Below are 16,913 nucleotides of genomic sequence, written 5' to 3'. Positions count from 1 at the left end.
CCCGCCACTCACCGTCCCACGGGGTTGCGCATCGTTCCCGCATAGATGAGCGAATCGGCCTGGTTGCCGAGGTCGACCATCTGCGTCGTGTTGCGCAGCTGCAGACGGTTGAGGCACGAGTGCTTGAAGCGTCCGGCGCGCAGGTCGATGTCACCCGCGAGCCCACGGGCGGTCTCGGGATGCGTGGACTCGTAACGGTCGAGCACCTCGGCGACAAGCGACCAGAACCGACCGGCGGCGAGGATGCCGTCGACGTCGAGGATCCCCGCGAGGTGGCGCAGCACCCCATCGAAGACGTCGGTGAAGATCGACAGCGCCTTCTCCTCCCCCGGCACGATCGCCCGGATCCGCTCGACCTCGGTCGGCAGTCGGCCCTCACCGAGGTAGGCGACCTCCTCGCCGATGTCCTTCATCAACGCCCCGGTGACGACGTCGTCCTCGAGCACGAGGATGAGGTTCTCCCCGTGCGGCATGAACACGAGATCGTGGGCGAGCAGCGCGTGAACGAGCGGCTGGAGATAGGTCTCGAGATAGGCCCGGATCCAGTCCTCGGCATCCAGTCCCGACCGACGGATGAGTTCCCCGACGACGGGGGCGCCGAGGTGATCGCGGTGGAGCAGCGCTGCCATCGTCATCGTCCGCTCCCCCTCGCCGAGCAGCGGCAGCGGGTTCTCCCGCCACAGCCCGGCGAGCATCTTCCGGTGCGGATTCGTCTCCCGAGTGCGGTGGTAGGCGTCACCGGTGTAGCCGATCGCGCTGCGCTCCCGCAGCACCCGGAACCCGGAGGCGGCGAAGGTCGGATCACCGTCGACGAGGCGGGCGACCCAGTCGTTGATCGCCGGGGTGTCCCGCATATAGGCAGGTGAGAGCCCGCGGAGGAATCCCATGTTCTGCACGGCGAGGGCGACCTTGGCGTACGGCGCTCCGGCACGGGTGTGGTTGAAGAACGTCCGCAGGGACTGTTGGGCCTGGTGTTCGTCGAGGCCGGGACCGAGAGGGATGAGATCGCCCCGTGCGATGTCGGAGGCGAACGTGATCGCCAGCCGGTGCTCGGCCTGCCACGGGTGGATCGGCATGAGGTGGACCTCGTCGAGGCGACGCCCGGTTGCGGTGAGGCGAGCGCTGAAGAGTTCGCGTTCGTCGGCGCTGAGCACCCAGGACAGGTGCCCGCTCTCGTCGAGTCCGTCACCGAGCGCCAGATGCGCATGCTCCCGGCTCACGGCGACCCATTCGAGACGGTTGCGCCGCCCGTTCTCCGGGGCCCAGCGCCGGTAGTCGCGCAGCCCGAAGCCGATGCGGCCGTTGTTCGCGACGAAACCGGGGTGACCCTCGGTCATCGCCGCTTCGATCGTCTGGAAGTCCGCGTCGGCGAGGCCTGCGGCAGTGGGTCTCCTGCCCTCACGCGCCTCGGTGAGTTTGAAGGCCCCGCCTGCCAGGGTCGACGCGATCTCCTCGAGATACGTTGACATGAGGTTCTCCGGCACTCCGAGGACGTCCTGGAGTTCGAGGACGAACTCCTGCGCGTCGAGACCGATGGCCTGCCCGTCCCGACGGCGCACGATCGTCGTCTCGTCGATGACCCAGTGCTCGAGGGGCAGCAGCGAGGCGTCGAAGGTGTAGTGGATCGTGCCAGTTCCCGTGTCAGTGCCGGTTCCGGTGGGGATCGTGAGCACCCAGGACGCCGCAGTCCTCTCCGGCGCACCGTCCGGACCGCTCTCCTCACTGCTCGCCCCGAAGCGGACCGGGGCGATGAGGCGTTCGTGGGCGAACTCGGCGAGCGCTTTGGCCACGAGGTGTCTGTTGACCTCGGCGAACACCTCCGGGCTGAGGTGGGCATAGTCCTCCCCGTCGAGGTGAGCGCTGCCCTCCCCGCCGAGGTGGGTCCCGGCCCGCGCCGCCCCCGAGGCCGCGCCCGCGGAGTTCCCGTCGCCCGCGCTTCCCGCTGCCGCACGCACAGGCGAGTCGATGAGCTCAGCGAGCCTGCTCTCCGCGAAGTCCGCCCTTGTGCACGCGCTGACGAGCGCCGTCTTCGTCTCATTGCCCATCGGGATCTCGGCCTCGCCGATGACCTCGAACCCGGCCGCCGCGTTCTTCGCATGGATCGCCGCATTGCGAACATCGGGTTCGACGATGACACGGGTGGCACCGCGTCCGCCCTCCACCCGCGGGCGGAGGCAGAAGTCGATGACGTGCGCCATGATCCGATCGGTCAGCCCGTGGACGACGCGCCCGTCCGGTGGGGCGACGAGCAGGTGCATGCCAATGTCGCCCGGGGTCTCGGGGACCACTTCGGTGGGGATGAGGATCGCCGGCAGGTAGGTCTCGACGTAGAAGGTCAGTCTCCCGTCGACGAGCCCGATCCATCCGTTCTCATCGACCGAGGCGCGGATCGCGGCAAGGTAGTTCCGCACCGCCGGTTCGTCGAGGTCGGTCATCTGCCAGAAGTGCGAACGCGGATGGCTCAGCCACGTATGAACGTCTGCGGAGTGCCGGTCGGGGCGCAGGGGAAGGATGATGATCTCCGGCGCCGAGGTGCTCGTGCCCCTGGTCTCGGTCGTGGGGTCGACCGTCGGTGTGTCGGCCGTTGTCGTGTCGGTGCTCATGCGTGGGTCATCTCCTTGGATGGTGCGGCTGCGTCGCCGAGATGGGTGTCGTCGGGATGCGTGTCGTTGGGGTGGGCCGTGTCGCCGGGATGGGCTGGGACTCCGGGGTCATCAGGGTGCCCGGGCTGGGCCACAGCGGCCGCAGGGGACTCCGCAGGCGCCTCGGCGCTGGGGACTCCGAAGGTCTGGAAGGCGATCCGACGTTCGATCAGGTAGGGCTCCCGGCCGGTCACCTGCGCGAGCACGACCGAGGCACGCCACGGGCCGAAGCCGAGGTCAGGCGCGGTGACGCCGTGGGTGTGCTCCTCGACTCCGAGGACGTGGAGCGTCCCCGCCTCGTTGAGCGTGTAGTCGCGGTCGGCGGCGAACCGCCCCTGATCGTCGAGGCGGATCTCCTCTCGGATCGGGGTGAGGAAGTCGGGAACGCTCGCTCGGTAGCCGGTCGCCGCGACGATCGCCCCGGTCCGGCGGGTGAAGCGCTCATCGAGGACGGTGTGGCGGAACTCGAGGAGGTACTCCCCCGGGGCGCTGCGGGTGTCAGCTCCGTGCTCGTGCGGGTGCGCGGACGCACCTGGCCCATCAGGGTGGGCGGCGGCGCCTCGCCCATCAGTGTGCGCGGCGATGAGTTCGGCGTCGGTGACAAGGTTCGTCAGCAGCGATCGGCCGCCGCGGCTGAGCCGGTAGAGCGTGTCGTGGATGTCGTCGATGAGGTCTCCGCTGATGCCCTTGTAGAGGGTGCGCTGCTCGCGACCGATGCGTCCGCGCAGGTCATCGGGCAGGGCGCGGAAGTGGTCGGTGTACTCCGGGGAGGTCATCTCGAGGGTGAGCTTCGTGTACTCCATCGGGAAGAACCGCGGCGAGCGGGTCACCCAGTCGAGGCGGACACCGCGCGCCTCGGCGTCTTCGATGAGGTCGCGGTAGATCTCGGCCGCCGACTGTCCGCTGCCGATGATCGTCACGGATCCGCTCTCGAGCAGCTCCTCGCGGTGATCGAGGTAGTCCGCGGTGTGGATGACCGGTCCGCCCCTGCGAGCAGGTCCCTCGTCACCGCGACGAGTCCCGGCGGCGCTGCTGGCGGTCTCGGTCCGCTCGCCTGTCAGCAGTTCGGCGAGGGCGTCGGGCAGGACCGGCTGGGTGCCGACGCCGAGGACGACGTGGCGGGCGCGGTAGCTCTCGATGTCGACGATCCGCCCGCAAGTGTCGGTCACCTCGGCGGTGATCTCATAGATCCCATCGACATCGGTCACCGAGGTGACGGCCCGGTTCCAGCGCAGACTCCCGAGCTGCGCGGCGACCCACCGGCAGTACTCGTCGAACTCGGCGCGCAGGGGATAGAAGGATTCGCGGATGTAGAACGGGTAGAGCCGGCCGCGGTCCTTGAGGAATTGGAGGAACGAGAAGGGTGAGGTCGGATCGGCCATGGTGACGAGGTCGGCGAGGAACGGGACCTGGACCGTGGCACCTTCAATCATCATGCCCGGATGCCATCTGAACTCCGGTCGCCGGTCGAGGAAGACCGCGTCGACGTCGGGCAGCGGGTCGGACAGGGCGGCAAGCCCGAGGCCGAAGGGCCCGATGCCGATGCCGACGATGTCGTGGACACGGGTGTCAGCGGCGCTGATCTGCTGTCGACGTGGGTCGCTCACCTGGGGGTTCGATCGAGATGTGGACGGCGGTGCGTGCGTGTGAGAATGCTGGGCAGTCATGGGCGTTCGGCAGCCTCCTTCGTATGCGGACCGGGTCAACCCGATTGCATTAGGGAAACCTACCCTAAGTCGACGGAAATGTGCTGAGCAATCACCCGCGCGCGGCGACTACAGAAGTGACCTTGCCGGAATGCCCGTGCGGGAGATCCCCGCAGGCGCGCGGATCGCAGGGACCGCCTGCGCAAGGTCTCCTGCCCTGAGATCCGATCTGTGATTCCCGTCACACCCGCGCTCGTGGGCACGTCTGCGGCCGGTCGGAGCCACTCCCGGTCCGCCGCGTCGCCGCCTCGCGCCCGCTTGATTCACTTTTCGCCCGATCGGTCGGTTCGCGACCCGATGGATCGGGCGAAAAGTGAATCAGAACGGCCGCGGCACCCTGCGTGTGCGGGGTGCCGCGGCCGATCGGGTTTTCCGCGAGGCGTGCTCAGCGAAGCGCGCTGAGCGCAGCGCGCTGAGCGCAGCGCGCCCAGTGTGCCTCACTTCGAGACGTAGTTCGGGGCCTCGACGGTCATCTGGATGTCGTGCGGGTGGCTCTCCTTGAGCCCGGCCGTGGTGAGGCGGACGAACCTGCCCTTGGCCTTGAGCTCGTCGATCGTGCGCGCGCCGACGTAGAACATCGTTTGGCGCAGACCGCCGGTGAGCTGGTGGGCGACCTGCTTGAGGTGCCCGCGGTAGGCGACGCGGCCTTCGATGCCCTCGGGGATGAGGTCGGTGTCGGTGGCGATGTCGGCCTGGAAGTAGCGGTCCTTCGAGTACGACTTGCCCTTCCGCGGTGCCATCGCGCCGAGCGAACCCATGCCGCGGTAGGCCTTGTACTGCTTGCCGTTGACGAAGATGAGCTCTCCGGGCGACTCGTTGCAGCCGGCGAGCAGCGAGCCGAGCATGACGGTGTCGGCACCGGCGACGAGCGCCTTGCCGATGTCGCCGGAGTACTGGAGACCGCCGTCGCCGATGACCGGGACGCCGGCGGCGCGGGCGGCCTGCGCGGCGAGGTAGATCGCGGTGACCTGCGGGACGCCGACGCCGGCGACGACGCGGGTGGTGCAGATCGAGCCGGGGCCCACACCGACCTTGACGGCGTCGACGCCTGCGTCGATGAGCGCCTGAGCGCCCTCCTTCGTCGCGACGTTGCCGCCGATGATCTGGACGTGGGAGAACGCCGGGTCGGCCTTGATCGTCTTGATCATGTCGGTGACCCCGCGGGCGTGGCCGTTGGCGGTGTCGACGACGAGGACGTCGACGCCCGCCTCGGCGAGGAGACCGGCGCGCTCGTAGGCGTCGCCGTAGAAGCCGACGGCCGCGCCGACGCGCAGGCGGCCTTCGGAGTCCTTCGTCGCCAGCGGGTACTCCTCGGTCTTGACGAAGTCCTTGACGGTGATGAGGCCCTTGATGACGTTGTTCTCATCGACGAGCGGCAGCTTCTCGACCTTGTTGTCGGCGAGCAGTTCGAACGCCTTCTCCGGAGAGACGCCGACGGGGGCGGTGACGAGCGGCATCGGGGTCATCGTCTCGGCGACGGTGCGCGTGGGGAATTCGCTGCGCGTGACGAAGCGGAGGTCGCGGTTGGTGACGATGCCGACGAGGACGTCGTTCTCATCGACGACGGGCAGGCCAGAGATCCGGTAGCGGCCGCAGATCTCGTCGAGTTCCTCGAGGGTCTTCTCCGGGGTGATCGTCAGCGGGTCGTTGATCATCCCCGACTCGGAGCGCTTGACGTAGTCGACCTGGTCGGCCTGGTCCTCTTTGGACAGGTTGCGGTGGATGATGCCCAGTCCCCCGATGCGGGCCATGGCGATCGCCATCCGCGATTCGGTGACCGTGTCCATCGCCGCGGAGACGAGCGGGATGTTGAGTTCGATGTCCTTGGTCAGGCGGGTCGTCGTCGAGGCTTCGGAGGGAATGACATCGGTGTCGCCGGGCAGGAGGAGCACGTCATCGTACGTGAGTCCGGTGAGCGCGAACGGATCGTGTGCGGCCTGTGATTCCTGCTCGGAGTTCCCCATGAGTCCAGCCTTTCGACGCGGAAGATCAGTTGATCCATGGTATCGGAGCGGACTGTGAGGCTTCTACGGTTTCAACTACCTCGGGCTGTGAGAATGGACACCTCGCCGAGGCGGTCGATCGCTCGGCAATCCTGTCCCCGTTGTCAGTGCCGTGGGCGAATTACCATAGAGGCCACCCGCTCGAAAGGCCTGCACTCGAATGACGTCGAAGTTCTACACGGTCCTGCTCGGCGCCACTGTGCTCTGCGCGTGGGGTTCCCTCGCTGAGATCGTCAAAGCTCTCCTACGACAGCAACCGGTGGCGGGTGCCGTCTGGACGGCATTGGTCATCTCGGCACTCGGTGCAGTGGGAGTCTGGTTGCTCTTCCGGTCAAAAGGTGTCCGCCCCGAGGTGAAGAGCTTCGTCGGCAGCATTCCGCGGGGCGCGGCACTGTTGTGCACCTATGTGTTCGCGTTCGTGCTTCCCGGTTTCGTCGCTCGTGGTGCCGACGTGGTCGAGCTGGTGTTCACCGCAATCGTCGCAGCCACCGTCGTCTGGTTCGTCCTGTATCTGCTTAGGAAACGGTACTTCACCCCGCCCGACAGTCCCGAGGGCCTCTGACCCTTCATGGAACAGCCGGTCGATCGCGTCGGCACGAACATCGACACAGTCAGTCATCCGCGCGGCCGACCAGCGGTGTCAGCGACCCGCGCCGACCGAACGCGCGAGGTCGAGGGTCGAGGCCTCTGAGTCGTCGAGGTGGATGCGCAGGAGTCCTTCTGCGCCTTGGCGGTCCCCGGACTTAATCTTCTCGAGGATGTCCCGGTGCGGGTTCGCCCAGTGCGAGTGGTACTTCCCCGGTTCGGGCGAGCGGGAGAACGTCGTCGACAGGCGGGCCATGAGATTGAGGTAGAACTCATCGAGCAGGGGCGAGCCGAGGAGTCCGACGATCGCGCGGTGGAACGACGCGGAGTGCTCCTGCGCATCGGCCCAGCCTTCGTTCTCCGGGGCGTTCTCGGCGCGGACGACCGAGGCCTCGACGGCCGCCATCGCCTCGTCGGTGGCGTCCTGGGACTCCTGGACGGCGCGGATCTCGAAGACCCGGCGGGCGCGGTAGAGATCCTTGAGCTCGTCGATGCCGAAGGTGCGGACGAAGAACCCGCGGTTGGGCTCCTGAGTGAGCAGGCCGGCGTGGCGCAGCAGGCTGAGCGATTCGCGCGCGGTGTTGCGGGAGACGTTGAATTCCTTGGCCAGGGCACCGTCGCGGACCGGGGACCCCGCAGGGTACTCGCCGGTGGTGATTCGGGTCCGGACCAAGGCGACGATCGCCTCTGACGTGCATCCGGGTGCGTTCGGGCTCATACCCTCCAGGCTACCGTGTCCACCCGTCGCGCGCGGAACGCCCCCACTACGTCTGCGGCACACCCGGTGTCTCTGCGCCTGCACTGCCCGGGTCGTCGGCCGTCCCCGGCGACGAGGTGAGCGTCGGCCCCGGCCCCGGCATCGGCGAGGTTCCCCGACCGCCGTCGTCGTCAGCGCTGCCGTCGAGGGCGAGCCCCGTCGCGAAGCGCCGTAGTCGCCCATCGAGCGGGTCCGTGAAGTCGATCGTCGCAGCGAGCAGTTGGAGGGCAGTGCTGAAGTCGTAGGGATCGGGGCTGAGATCGCGCGGATAGACGGGATCGCCGAGGAGCGGCAGCCCGAGCGCGTTCATATGCACCCGCAGCTGGTGGGTCTTGCCCGTGAGCGGCTCGAGCCGGTATTCGCTCACTCCCACACGCCCCGCCACCTCGCCGAGGTGGTCGATCCGACTGATCGCATTGGCCTCCCCCGGGACTTCGAGGACCTGGCGACCGCCGGGCGGCTTGTGCAGGCGCGAGCGCCGGGTGAGCGGGAAGTCGAGGTCGTACGGTGGGCTCGAGGCGAGCGCCCGGTAGGTCTTGGTCACCTGCCGGTCCTGGAAGAGGCGCTGGTAGCGACCGCGGGTCTCCGGCCGCCGCGAGAGGATGAGGAGGCCGGCGGTGATCCGGTCGAGGCGGTGGATGGCGACGAGGTCGGGTTCGCCGCGGTCGACGCGCAGTCGGGTGACGACGCTTTCGCGGACGAACCGGCCGTTCGGGGTGCTTGCGAGGAAGTGGGGTTTGTCGACGACGAGGAGATCGTCATCCTCCCAGACGATGCTCACCTCGAAGGGGATGCGCTCCTCGGCGGGAACCGGCCGGTGGAAGAAGTAGAAGCCGCCGGGGATGACGGGATCATCCCAGTGCACTGGGGTGCCGAGGCTGTCGCACATCTGCCCGGGCAGCAACGGGCCGAGTGCCTCGGGGGCGGAAAGTGGCTCGCCGAGCCTCCCCTTGCCTGCCACGTCAGCATCGACGATCTCTGCCGCCTCGGCGGGGGTCTGGGCGACGAGGGCGCGCCGGTCGGACTCCGCGGCGGAGGGGAACTCCTCGCTCAGCCAGCGGCCGATCGTCGCCGGCACCGGGAGGTGGGCCTTCGCATGGGTGGCGAGTCCTCCGGGAGCGCGGAGCACGGTCGCCGAGATCCCCTCTCTCGGCGGTAACGGACTGCGCGGCATGCCCTTCATTCTACGAGGACCGTGTGGTCTGCTGGGCTCATGGAAGCTCACCCGCGCGACGTCGCCTGCACGATCTCCCGGCCCCTCGCCGAGGTGGCCGCCTTCGCCGGGGAACCTGCGAACCTTCCCCGGTGGGCGGCCGGACTGAGCACCGGCATCCGCAACGATGACGGCCGGTGGATCGCCGACTCCCCCATGGGCCCGGTCGAGGTCCGCTTCGTCGGCGACGTCGGCTCCGGTGTCCTCGACCACGATGTCGTCTTCCCCGACGGGACGGTCAATCGCAATCGCCTGCGGGTGCGCGTCTGCGGATCCGGCTGCGAGGTCGTCTTCACCGTCGCCCAGCACCCGGGCATGAGCGCCGCTGACGTCGACCGCGATGCCGCGGCCGTGGCCGCGGATCTCGAGCGATTGAGATCGGTGCTCGAACAGCGGTGACGTCAGCTGCCTGCGGGGACGCGGGTGAGAGGGGCATTGTCGCGGGGCAGGGCGGTCAGAGCAGCCCGTGAGTAGGACGCGATCGTTGCGATGTGCCACTGCACCTCGGCGGGGTTCGGTCGCGCCCGGTCCGGGTCGAGGAGATCGACGAGGTTCTCCGAGATCGCGCCGATGAGGGAGCGGGCGAAAATCTCGGCGGGATAGTCGCCTCCCAGGGTGCGCCGGAGTCCGGCGGCGATGACGGCGACGTACCCGCGGCGCAGGGCTCGGCGTTCGCGCTGCACGGCATCGGGGACGTCCTCGAGGAGGAGGGCATGGGCGAGTCCGCGGCCGGCGACGGCGCGGGAGACGAAGACGTCGACGACGGCGTCGACGATCTGTGCCGGGCTCGAACAGGACCCGACGGCGTCGGAGACGACCTCGAGTTCACGGCCGGCCGCACTCGCGAAGACGGCGAGGAGGAGGGCGACGCGGTTGCCGTAGAGGGTGTGGATGTGCCGCGGGGTGCAGTCGGCGGCGCGGGCGATCGCACCGATGCTCGCGGCGCCGAAGCCGCGTTCGGCAACGACGAAGCGAGCGGCGTGCTCGATGCGCGCCCGTCGCTGCGCGGTGCTCGCGCGGAAGATCGCGGTCTGTCGGAAGTCCACTCGCCCTCGCCTCAGATGAGATCATTCAGGTTTCAACAGTTCACGAGTATGGCACTCATCACAGGCGGTGGCAACGACAGGCGGCGAACTCACAGCTGGGGCCGGACGACGATGTCAGGGGGCTGGGCCGGAGTCGGTCGGCCGCCTCGGCGAGGGACATCCCGGACACACCGATGGCCCGGAACAGGCGTTCCGGGCCATCCGATGAGGGATCAGGCTGAGGGCTCAGCCTGAGCGGGGACGGAGGTCAGTCCTCGTCCTCGTCGTCCTTCTTCTCCACGACCAGGGTCTCGGTGGTGAGCACCAGGGCCGCGATCGACGCTGCGTTGCGCAGAGCCGAACGGGTGACCTTGACCGGGTCGATGATGCCTGCGGAGATGAGGTCACCGTAGGAGTCGGTGGCGGCGTTGTATCCCTGGCCGGACTCGAGGTCCTGGACCTTGGACACGACGACGTAGCCGTCCTGACCGGCGTTCTCGGCGATCCAGCGCAGCGGCTGGACGATTCCGCGCTTGACGATCTCCACACCCGTGGCACCGTCGTAGTCGAGGCCGAAGTCCTTGCCGTCGAGCACCTTGGCGGCGTGGATGAGAGCCGAACCGCCGCCGGCGACGACGCCCTCCTCGATGGCAGCACGGGTCGCGGACACAGCGTCTTCGACGCGGTGCTTGCGCTCCTTGAGCTCCACCTCGGTGGCGGCGCCGACCTTGATGACGGCGACACCGCCGGAGAGCTTGGCCAAGCGCTCCTGCAGCTTCTCGCGGTCCCAGTCGGAGTCGGTGTTCTCGATCTCGGAGCGGATCTGGGCCACACGCCCGGCCACAGCGTCATCGGCACCGGCACCATCGACGATGGTGGTGGTGTCCTTGGTGACGGTGATCGTGCGGGCGTTGCCGAGCTCGTCCAGGGTGACCTGGTCGAGCTTCATGCCCATGTCCGGGGTGACGACCTGGCCGCCGGTGAGGACGGCGAGGTCCTCGAGGATGGCCTTGCGGCGGTCACCGAATCCGGGAGCCTTGACGGCGCAGACGTTGAGGATGCCGCGCAGCTTGTTGACCACCAGCGTCGACAGTGCCTCGCCCTCGATGTCCTCGGCGATGATGAACAGCGGCTTGCCAGCCTGCTGGACCTTCTCGAGGACAGGCAGGAGCTCCTGGATGTTGGAGATCTTGCCCTGGTTGATGAGGATGAGCGCATCGCCCAGGATGGCTTCCTGACGGTCGGCGTCGGTGACGAAGTGCGGGGACAGGTAGCCCTTGTCGAACTGCATGCCCTCGGTGATCTCCAGCTCCACATCGGAGGCCTGGGATTCGTCGATGGTGATGACGCCGTCCTTGCCGACCTTCTCGAAGGCATCGGCGATGAGTGCGCCGATCTCCTCGGACTGGGCGGACAGACCGGCCACGTGGGCGATCTCCTCGGAACCGGCGACATCGCGGGAGATGGAGCCGAGTTCATCGGAGACGGCCTCGACGGCGGTCTCGATGCCGCGCTTGAGGGCACCGGGAGCGGCGCCCGCGGCGACGTTGCGCAGACCTTCGTTGACGAAGGCCTGGGCGAGGACGGTCGCGGTGGTGGTTCCGTCACCGGCGATGTCGTTGGTCTTGGTGGCGACTTCCTTGGCCAGCTGTGCGCCGAGGTTCTCGTAGGGATCGTCGAGCTCGACCTCACGCGCGATGGTCACGCCATCGTTGGTGATCGTGGGAGCGCCCCACTTCTTGTCGAGAACGACGTTGCGGCCACGGGGTCCGAGCGTCACCTTGACGGTGTCAGCGAGAGTGTTGACACCCTTTTCGAGTGAACGACGGGCCTCGTCGTTGAATTCCAGATTCTTAGGCATTCGTCCTCCTGTCTTGAGAGTCGTTCAGGGGATTCAGCCGATGACGGCGAGCACGTCGCGGGCCGAGAGGACGAGGTACTCCTCGCCGGCGTACTTGACCTCGGTGCCGCCGTACTTCGAGTAGATGACCTTGTCGCCGACAGCGACGTCGACGGGAACGCGGTTGCCGTTGTCAGCAACGCGGCCGGGGCCCACTGCGACGACTTCGCCTTCCTGCGGCTTCTCCTTGGCAGTGTCGGGGATGACCAGACCGCTGGCAGTGGTCTGCTCGGCTTCGACCTGACGGATGACGATCCGATCTTCGAGTGGCTTGATGGAGACCGACATATCGGGCTCTCTCCCTTCGCTGGGTTCGATACTGGTGGAGTCAGACGGCGGCGTGCGCCTGAGGAACCTCTCGTCGTCGCGGGTGCCGAGGAGTTCGACCGTCCGATGAAACTGGCACTCACTGAGTGTCAGTGCTAATGCGACTCTATGACTCCTTTAGCACTCGGTCAACTCGAGTGCCAAGATTTCGCGGGGCTCTCGGGGAAAGCTCAGCCTCGGGGTGCGCGGACCGCCACCTCGGCGGCCCGCACCCCCGCCTCGGCGGCCAGGGCACGCCACCGCAGGGCCACGGCCCGAGCACCGCCACCTCGGCGGGACGCGCAAGCCCGTGAATGCGCGAGAGGGACCCCGGACGGATCCGGAGTCCCTCATCGGTGCGCTCATCTCGGCTGCGACCGCGGACGGTCGGCTGGTGCCGGCGCTCGGTCAGCGCCGCAGCGCTGCGCTCAGGCGCAGGCCCACTGTCCCCAGCCGGCCTTGGCCTGGAGCTTCTTCGCGCGGTCGAACTGCTCGCGCGGGCTGGCGTCGATCGGGTTGCCCGAACCGCCCACGCTGCGCCACGTGGCGAGCTTGAACTGGAAGAGGCCGAAGTGGGCGTTGTTCTGCTTGTTCACGGCGCGCGGGTTGAAGTTCGACTCGCACTTGGCGACCTGGTACCACTTGGAGCCGGGTCCGCCGAGCATCGCCTTGATCTCCTCGGTCGTCATCGAACCGCCGCCACCGGAGCTCGAGCCGCCGTCGTCGGAGCCGCCGCCGGAGCCGCTTCCGCTGTCATCGGATCCCGAGCCCGAGCCCGAGTCGTTCGAGGAGGGCTTCTCCTTCTTCTTCGTGCCCTCGACGACGACCTTGGCCTTCGGTTCGGAGAGGACCTTCTCGCCCTTCTTCTCCTTCTCGACCTCTTCGCCGTTGACGATCTTGACCTGGTACTCGACTTCCTTCTGCCCGGCCTTGCCCTTCTCCTCGACCTTCGTCTCACCGACGAAGAGGGAGTCCGACTTCTTCTTCTCGACCTTGGGCTCGATGTCCTGCTTCTCCTTGACGGTCTTGTTCTCCACCCGGTTGACGGTGAGGACCTGACCGTCGGTGACGGATGCGCTCATCGGCACGGAGAGGTAGTCGTCCTTGTCGAGCTTGATGTCGGCTTCCTTGAGGGCGGCGCCGGCGGTGTCGACGGGCGCGGTGACCTTGTGGTCCTTGCCGTCGGCGACGACGGTGAGCGCCTTCGCGGTGGTGACGTCGATGCTCGTCTCGCCGTCGACCTTGAGCTTGTCGGTGGCCTCGGCGCTGAGCTCGGCATCCTTGGCTTCGACGCCGAGGTCGGCGAGAGCCTGCCCGACGGTGTTCGCGTTCGTCCACTCGTCGGTCTTCTTGCCGTCGACGGTGAGCGCGACGTCCTTGGCGGTGTTGACCGTGACCGTCATATCGCGGTCGATCTTCGTGTTCACACCCGGCTTGACCTCATCGCGCTTCTCGAGCTCGATGTTCTGGCTGTCGAGGATCTCACCGACGGTTCCCCCGAAGGTGCGGATCTCTTCGGCCTTGCCGTTCACCTCGAGGGTGACGGGCTTGTTCATGGTGAGCACGGCACCGGTGCCACCGACGAGTCCGGTGATGACGACCGCCTGTGCGGCGATCTGCACCTTGCGGTTCTTGAGAAAATCAATCACAGAAATATCCCCGAGCAGAGTTGATCAGCTGTTTGCGACTCATCCACTGTAACCGATTCGTTACATCGCTTGCAAAAGATTACGAAACCGTAACAGGAATCTCTCAGACTCCCGGATTTCCGGGGTTCACAGCAGTCGGCATCCGTCCAGGTCAGACGTCATCCACGGCACGACCGACGACCGTGATGTGACGTCCATAACGACCGTGATCTTGGCCCTCACCCTCGCCGAGGCGGGGGCTCAGTCCCAGCTGCCGAGCGCGGTCTCCGCGTTCGCCCACACCGCCTCGGCGAGGTCACCGGCGTCCATCCCCCGCACCTCGGCGAGCATCCTGGCCGTTATCGGGGTGAGGTAGGGGCCGCCGGGCTTGCCGCGGTAGGGATGAGGGGTGAGGAAGGGGGCGTCGGTCTCCGTGAGGAGGAGCTCGAGCGGGGCGCTCGCGGCGGCACGGCGCAGCTCATCGGCGTTCTTGAACGTGATGTTGCCGGCAAACGACATGAAGTAGCCGTGCTCGGCGCATTCGCGGGCCATCGCCTCGTCGCCGGAGAAGCAGTGGAAGATCGTCACCTCGGGCGCCCCCTCCTCGCGGAGGATGCGCAGGACGTCGGCATGGGCCTCGCGGTCGTGGATCTGCAGGGCACGGCCGGTCCGTTTGGCGATCTCGATGTGCGCCCGGAACGACCGCTGCTGCTCGGCGATGCCGTCCTCACCGGTGCGGAAGTAGTCGAGGCCGGTCTCCCCGACCACGCGCATCCGGTCCTCACTCGTCACAAGCGTCTCGATCTCGGTGAGCGCATCGTCGAGGAGGCCGCGCTCTGCCAGCCGCGGGGCCTCGTTCGGATGGAGCGCCGCTCCCCCGAGCATCCACGTCCGCCCGGTGACAGGCGGTGTCGGCACCCGGGCGGCGACGGCCGGGTCGACGTTCGCCGCGGCGGCCAGGGCCGCATTCCCCTGCCCTGCGTACTGGGAGGCGACGAGCGCGGTCGTCCAGCGGGCGGCGGGCAGGTCGCAGCCGATCTGGACGATCCGGCGCACTCCGGCCGCCTCGGCGGTGTCGAAGAAGAAGTCGAGATCGGGGAACTCCTCGTCCTCGGACGGGGTGACGTCCGGGGAGGGTTCGCCGGCACCGAGCGGCAGGCGCACGCCCGTGCCGATGTCGAGGTGGGTGTGGGTGTCGACGATCGGGTGGGGCAGCGGTTCGGGCACCGGCGGGTACGTTCCGGCAGCGCGCGAGGCCATTACTCCGTCTCCTCCACGAACTTCGGGAACACCGGTTCGGGCTTGGGCAGCGGGGTGCCGGGCACGAGCGGGAAGTCGATGGCCGCGAACGAGCGGGGATCGACGTCGGCGGCCGACACCCCGCCCTCGGCGGTCTCAGCGGCGGCCGGGGCGATGCCGGCACCGGCGAATCCCGCTCCGGCGGCGACGCCGACGGCGGCACTCGCGGTCACGGTGTCCATCACCTCGGCACCGGTGCCGGTCTCGATCGCGGTGGGCAGGACCTTCGCGCCCGCCTCAGCGGACCCTTCGGCGACGCCGAGGAGGTCGAGGATCCTCCCTGCGGATTCGGGCATGACGGGCTGGATGAGGATCGAGACGATGCGCACGACCTCGATCGTCACCCAGAGGACGGTGGCCATGCGCTCGGGGTCGGTCTTCTTCAGCTTCCAGGGCTCCTGCGCGGAGAAGTAGCGGTTGGCCTCGGTGAGCACCTTCCAGCACGCGTCGACGTAGAGGTGGAGGCTCTGGGTGTCGACGTGTCGGCGGGCGGTCTCGAGGGTGCCGCGGGCGAGGGAGAGCAGGGACTCGTCCGCCTCGGTGAGGTCGCCGGGCTGCGGCACCTGTCCGTCGCAGTTCTTCGCGATCATCGACAGCGAGCGCTGGGCGAGGTTGCCGTACTCGTTGGCGAGGTCGGCGTTCTTGCGGGTGATGATCGAGTCCTTCGTGTACGAGCCGTCCTGGCCGTAGGAGAACTCGCGGAAGAGGAAGAAGCGGACGGTGTCGAGACCGAACGCGTCGACGAGGTCGATGGGGTCGACGACGTTGCCGACGGACTTCGACATCTTCTCCCCGGCGTTGAAGAGGAAGCCGTGGGCGTGGACGCGACGGGGCAGCTCGATGCCGGCGGACATGAGGAACGCGGGCCAGTAGACGCTGTGGAAGCGGATGATGTCCTTGCCGATGATGTGGACGTCGGCGGGCCACCACTTGGCAAACGCCTCGGTGTCGTCGGGGAAACCGGCGGCGGTGAGGTAGTTCGTCAAGGCGTCGATCCACACGTACATGACGTGCTTGTCGTTGCCGGGTACGGGCACGCCCCAGTCGAAGGTCGTGCGCGAGATCGAGAGGTCCTTGAGGCCGGAGGCGACGAACGAGGCGACCTCGTTGCGGCGGGAGTCGGGGCCGAGGAACTCGGGGTGATCGCGGTAGAGCTCGAGGAGGGGCTCCTGGTACTTCGAGAGACGGAAGAAGTAGGACTCCTCCTCCGTCCAGGTCACCTCGGTGCGGGTCTCCTTCGACAGGCGCACGCCGTCGACGACCTCGGTCTCGTCCTCGGTGTAGAACGCCTCGTCGCGCACCGAGTACCAACCCGAGTACGAGTCGAGGTAGATGTCACCGGCCTCTTCGAGCCGACGCCAGATCTCCTGCGAGGCGGCGTAGTGGTCGGGGTCAGTGGTCCGGATGAACCGGTCGAAGGTCGAGCCGAGCGCGAGCTGCGTGTCGCGGAAGTTCTTCGCGTTGTCGTCAGCGAGCTCCTTGGGCGTGATCCCCAGCCTGTTCGCCGCCTGGAGCATCTTGAGGCCGTGCTCGTCGGTGCCGGTGGCGAAGAACACGTCGTGGTTGTCGAGGCGCTTGAACCGCGCGATCGTGTCGGCGGCGATGTACTCGTACGCGTGCCCGATGTGGATGGCCCCATTGGGGTAGGCGATGGCTGTTGTCACGTAGTAACCCATAGGGCATTCAGTCTAGATGACGCGCGACGCACCGCTTGCCGCGGTTCGGCTCGTGGGCGGGGGCGACGTGGGGACGCGCGGGGTGGCGGTGTGCCGGGGCCCGCGCCTCCGAGCCGAAAGCCCTCCGCCCGAAGTGAGTCACTTTCCGCCCGTTGGGTCGGTTCGAAACCCGA

Annotated in this window: 13 protein-coding genes; 2 read left to right on the top strand and 11 right to left on the bottom strand. The window is 67.8% G+C overall.

The features are described from left to right. Positions 1–8 precede the first annotated feature (8 nt). The 3 genes from BC102111_RS13740 to guaB all read right to left on the bottom strand — a co-directional run bounded on the left by BC102111_RS13740 (position 9) and on the right by guaB (position 6,312). Positions 9–2,603: a GNAT family N-acetyltransferase gene (locus tag BC102111_RS13740; RefSeq protein WP_101624625.1), complete on the bottom strand. Its 2,595-nt coding sequence runs from the start codon at positions 2,601–2,603 to the stop codon at positions 9–11. Next, positions 2,600–4,309, bottom strand: coding sequence for a lysine N(6)-hydroxylase/L-ornithine N(5)-oxygenase family protein (locus BC102111_RS13735; RefSeq protein ID WP_095376411.1), 1,710 nt, complete (start codon positions 4,307–4,309; stop codon positions 2,600–2,602). Before BC102111_RS13735 ends, BC102111_RS13740 begins: the two co-directional genes overlap by 4 nt. A gap of 476 nt (positions 4,310–4,785) precedes the next feature. Next, positions 4,786–6,312, bottom strand: coding sequence for an IMP dehydrogenase (guaB, locus tag BC102111_RS13730; protein ID WP_101624624.1), 1,527 nt, complete (start codon positions 6,310–6,312; stop codon positions 4,786–4,788). A 391-nt stretch (positions 6,313–6,703) separates the two neighbouring features. On the opposite strand from guaB, the gene BC102111_RS17585 reads away from it, so the two are divergent. Further along, a complete protein-coding gene (locus BC102111_RS17585) occupies positions 6,704–6,913 on the top strand; it encodes a hypothetical protein (protein ID WP_146001431.1) in 210 nt (69 codons plus the stop codon). 78 nt (positions 6,914–6,991) lie between these two features. Here BC102111_RS17585 and BC102111_RS13720 read toward each other — a convergent pair whose 3' ends face one another. Continuing rightward, positions 6,992–7,654 (bottom strand): GntR family transcriptional regulator, encoded by a 663-nt coding sequence (locus tag BC102111_RS13720; RefSeq protein WP_009376224.1) that lies wholly within the window; start codon positions 7,652–7,654, stop codon positions 6,992–6,994. 46 nt (positions 7,655–7,700) lie between these two features. Then, a complete protein-coding gene (locus tag BC102111_RS13715) occupies positions 7,701–8,867 on the bottom strand; it encodes a pseudouridine synthase (protein WP_101624623.1) in 1,167 nt (388 codons plus the stop codon). Between the two features lie 39 nt (positions 8,868–8,906). On the opposite strand from BC102111_RS13715, the gene BC102111_RS13710 reads away from it, so the two are divergent. Next, positions 8,907–9,305, top strand: a complete 399-nt coding sequence (locus tag BC102111_RS13710; RefSeq protein ID WP_009376229.1) for an SRPBCC family protein — start codon at positions 8,907–8,909, stop codon at positions 9,303–9,305. A 2-nt stretch (positions 9,306–9,307) separates the two neighbouring features. On the opposite strand, the gene BC102111_RS13705 is transcribed toward BC102111_RS13710, so the two are convergent. From BC102111_RS13705 to metG, 6 genes are all read right to left on the bottom strand, one after another. Beyond that, on the bottom strand, positions 9,308–9,952 hold the full coding sequence (locus BC102111_RS13705) for a TetR/AcrR family transcriptional regulator (protein ID WP_180960651.1): 645 nt from the start codon (positions 9,950–9,952) through the stop codon (positions 9,308–9,310). Positions 9,953–10,199: 247 nt separating this feature from the next. Further along, positions 10,200–11,792, bottom strand: a complete 1,593-nt coding sequence (groL, locus tag BC102111_RS13700; RefSeq protein ID WP_009376235.1) for a chaperonin GroEL — start codon at positions 11,790–11,792, stop codon at positions 10,200–10,202. Positions 11,793–11,825: 33 nt separating this feature from the next. Continuing rightward, the gene (gene groES, locus BC102111_RS13695) at positions 11,826–12,119 is read right to left on the bottom strand and encodes a co-chaperone GroES (protein WP_009376237.1); all 294 of its coding nucleotides are present in this window, start codon (positions 12,117–12,119) and stop codon (positions 11,826–11,828) included. Between the two features lie 446 nt (positions 12,120–12,565). Then, a complete protein-coding gene (locus BC102111_RS13690) occupies positions 12,566–13,786 on the bottom strand; it encodes a resuscitation-promoting factor (protein ID WP_101624621.1) in 1,221 nt (406 codons plus the stop codon). A 240-nt stretch (positions 13,787–14,026) separates the two neighbouring features. After that, a complete protein-coding gene (locus tag BC102111_RS13685; RefSeq protein ID WP_101624620.1) occupies positions 14,027–15,025 on the bottom strand; it encodes a TatD family hydrolase in 999 nt (332 codons plus the stop codon). Further along, the gene (gene metG, locus BC102111_RS13680) at positions 15,025–16,740 is read right to left on the bottom strand and encodes a methionine--tRNA ligase (RefSeq protein WP_063249389.1); all 1,716 of its coding nucleotides are present in this window, start codon (positions 16,738–16,740) and stop codon (positions 15,025–15,027) included. Before metG ends, BC102111_RS13685 begins: the two co-directional genes overlap by 1 nt. Positions 16,741–16,913 lie beyond the last annotated feature (173 nt).

Origin of the sequence: Brevibacterium casei CIP 102111 (genome assembly GCF_900169275.1) — a bacterium.
Lineage (GTDB): Bacteria > Actinomycetota > Actinomycetes > Actinomycetales > Brevibacteriaceae > Brevibacterium > Brevibacterium casei.
Note: the sequence above shows the minus strand (reverse complement) of the source record. Positions and strands in the feature narration are given on the sequence as shown.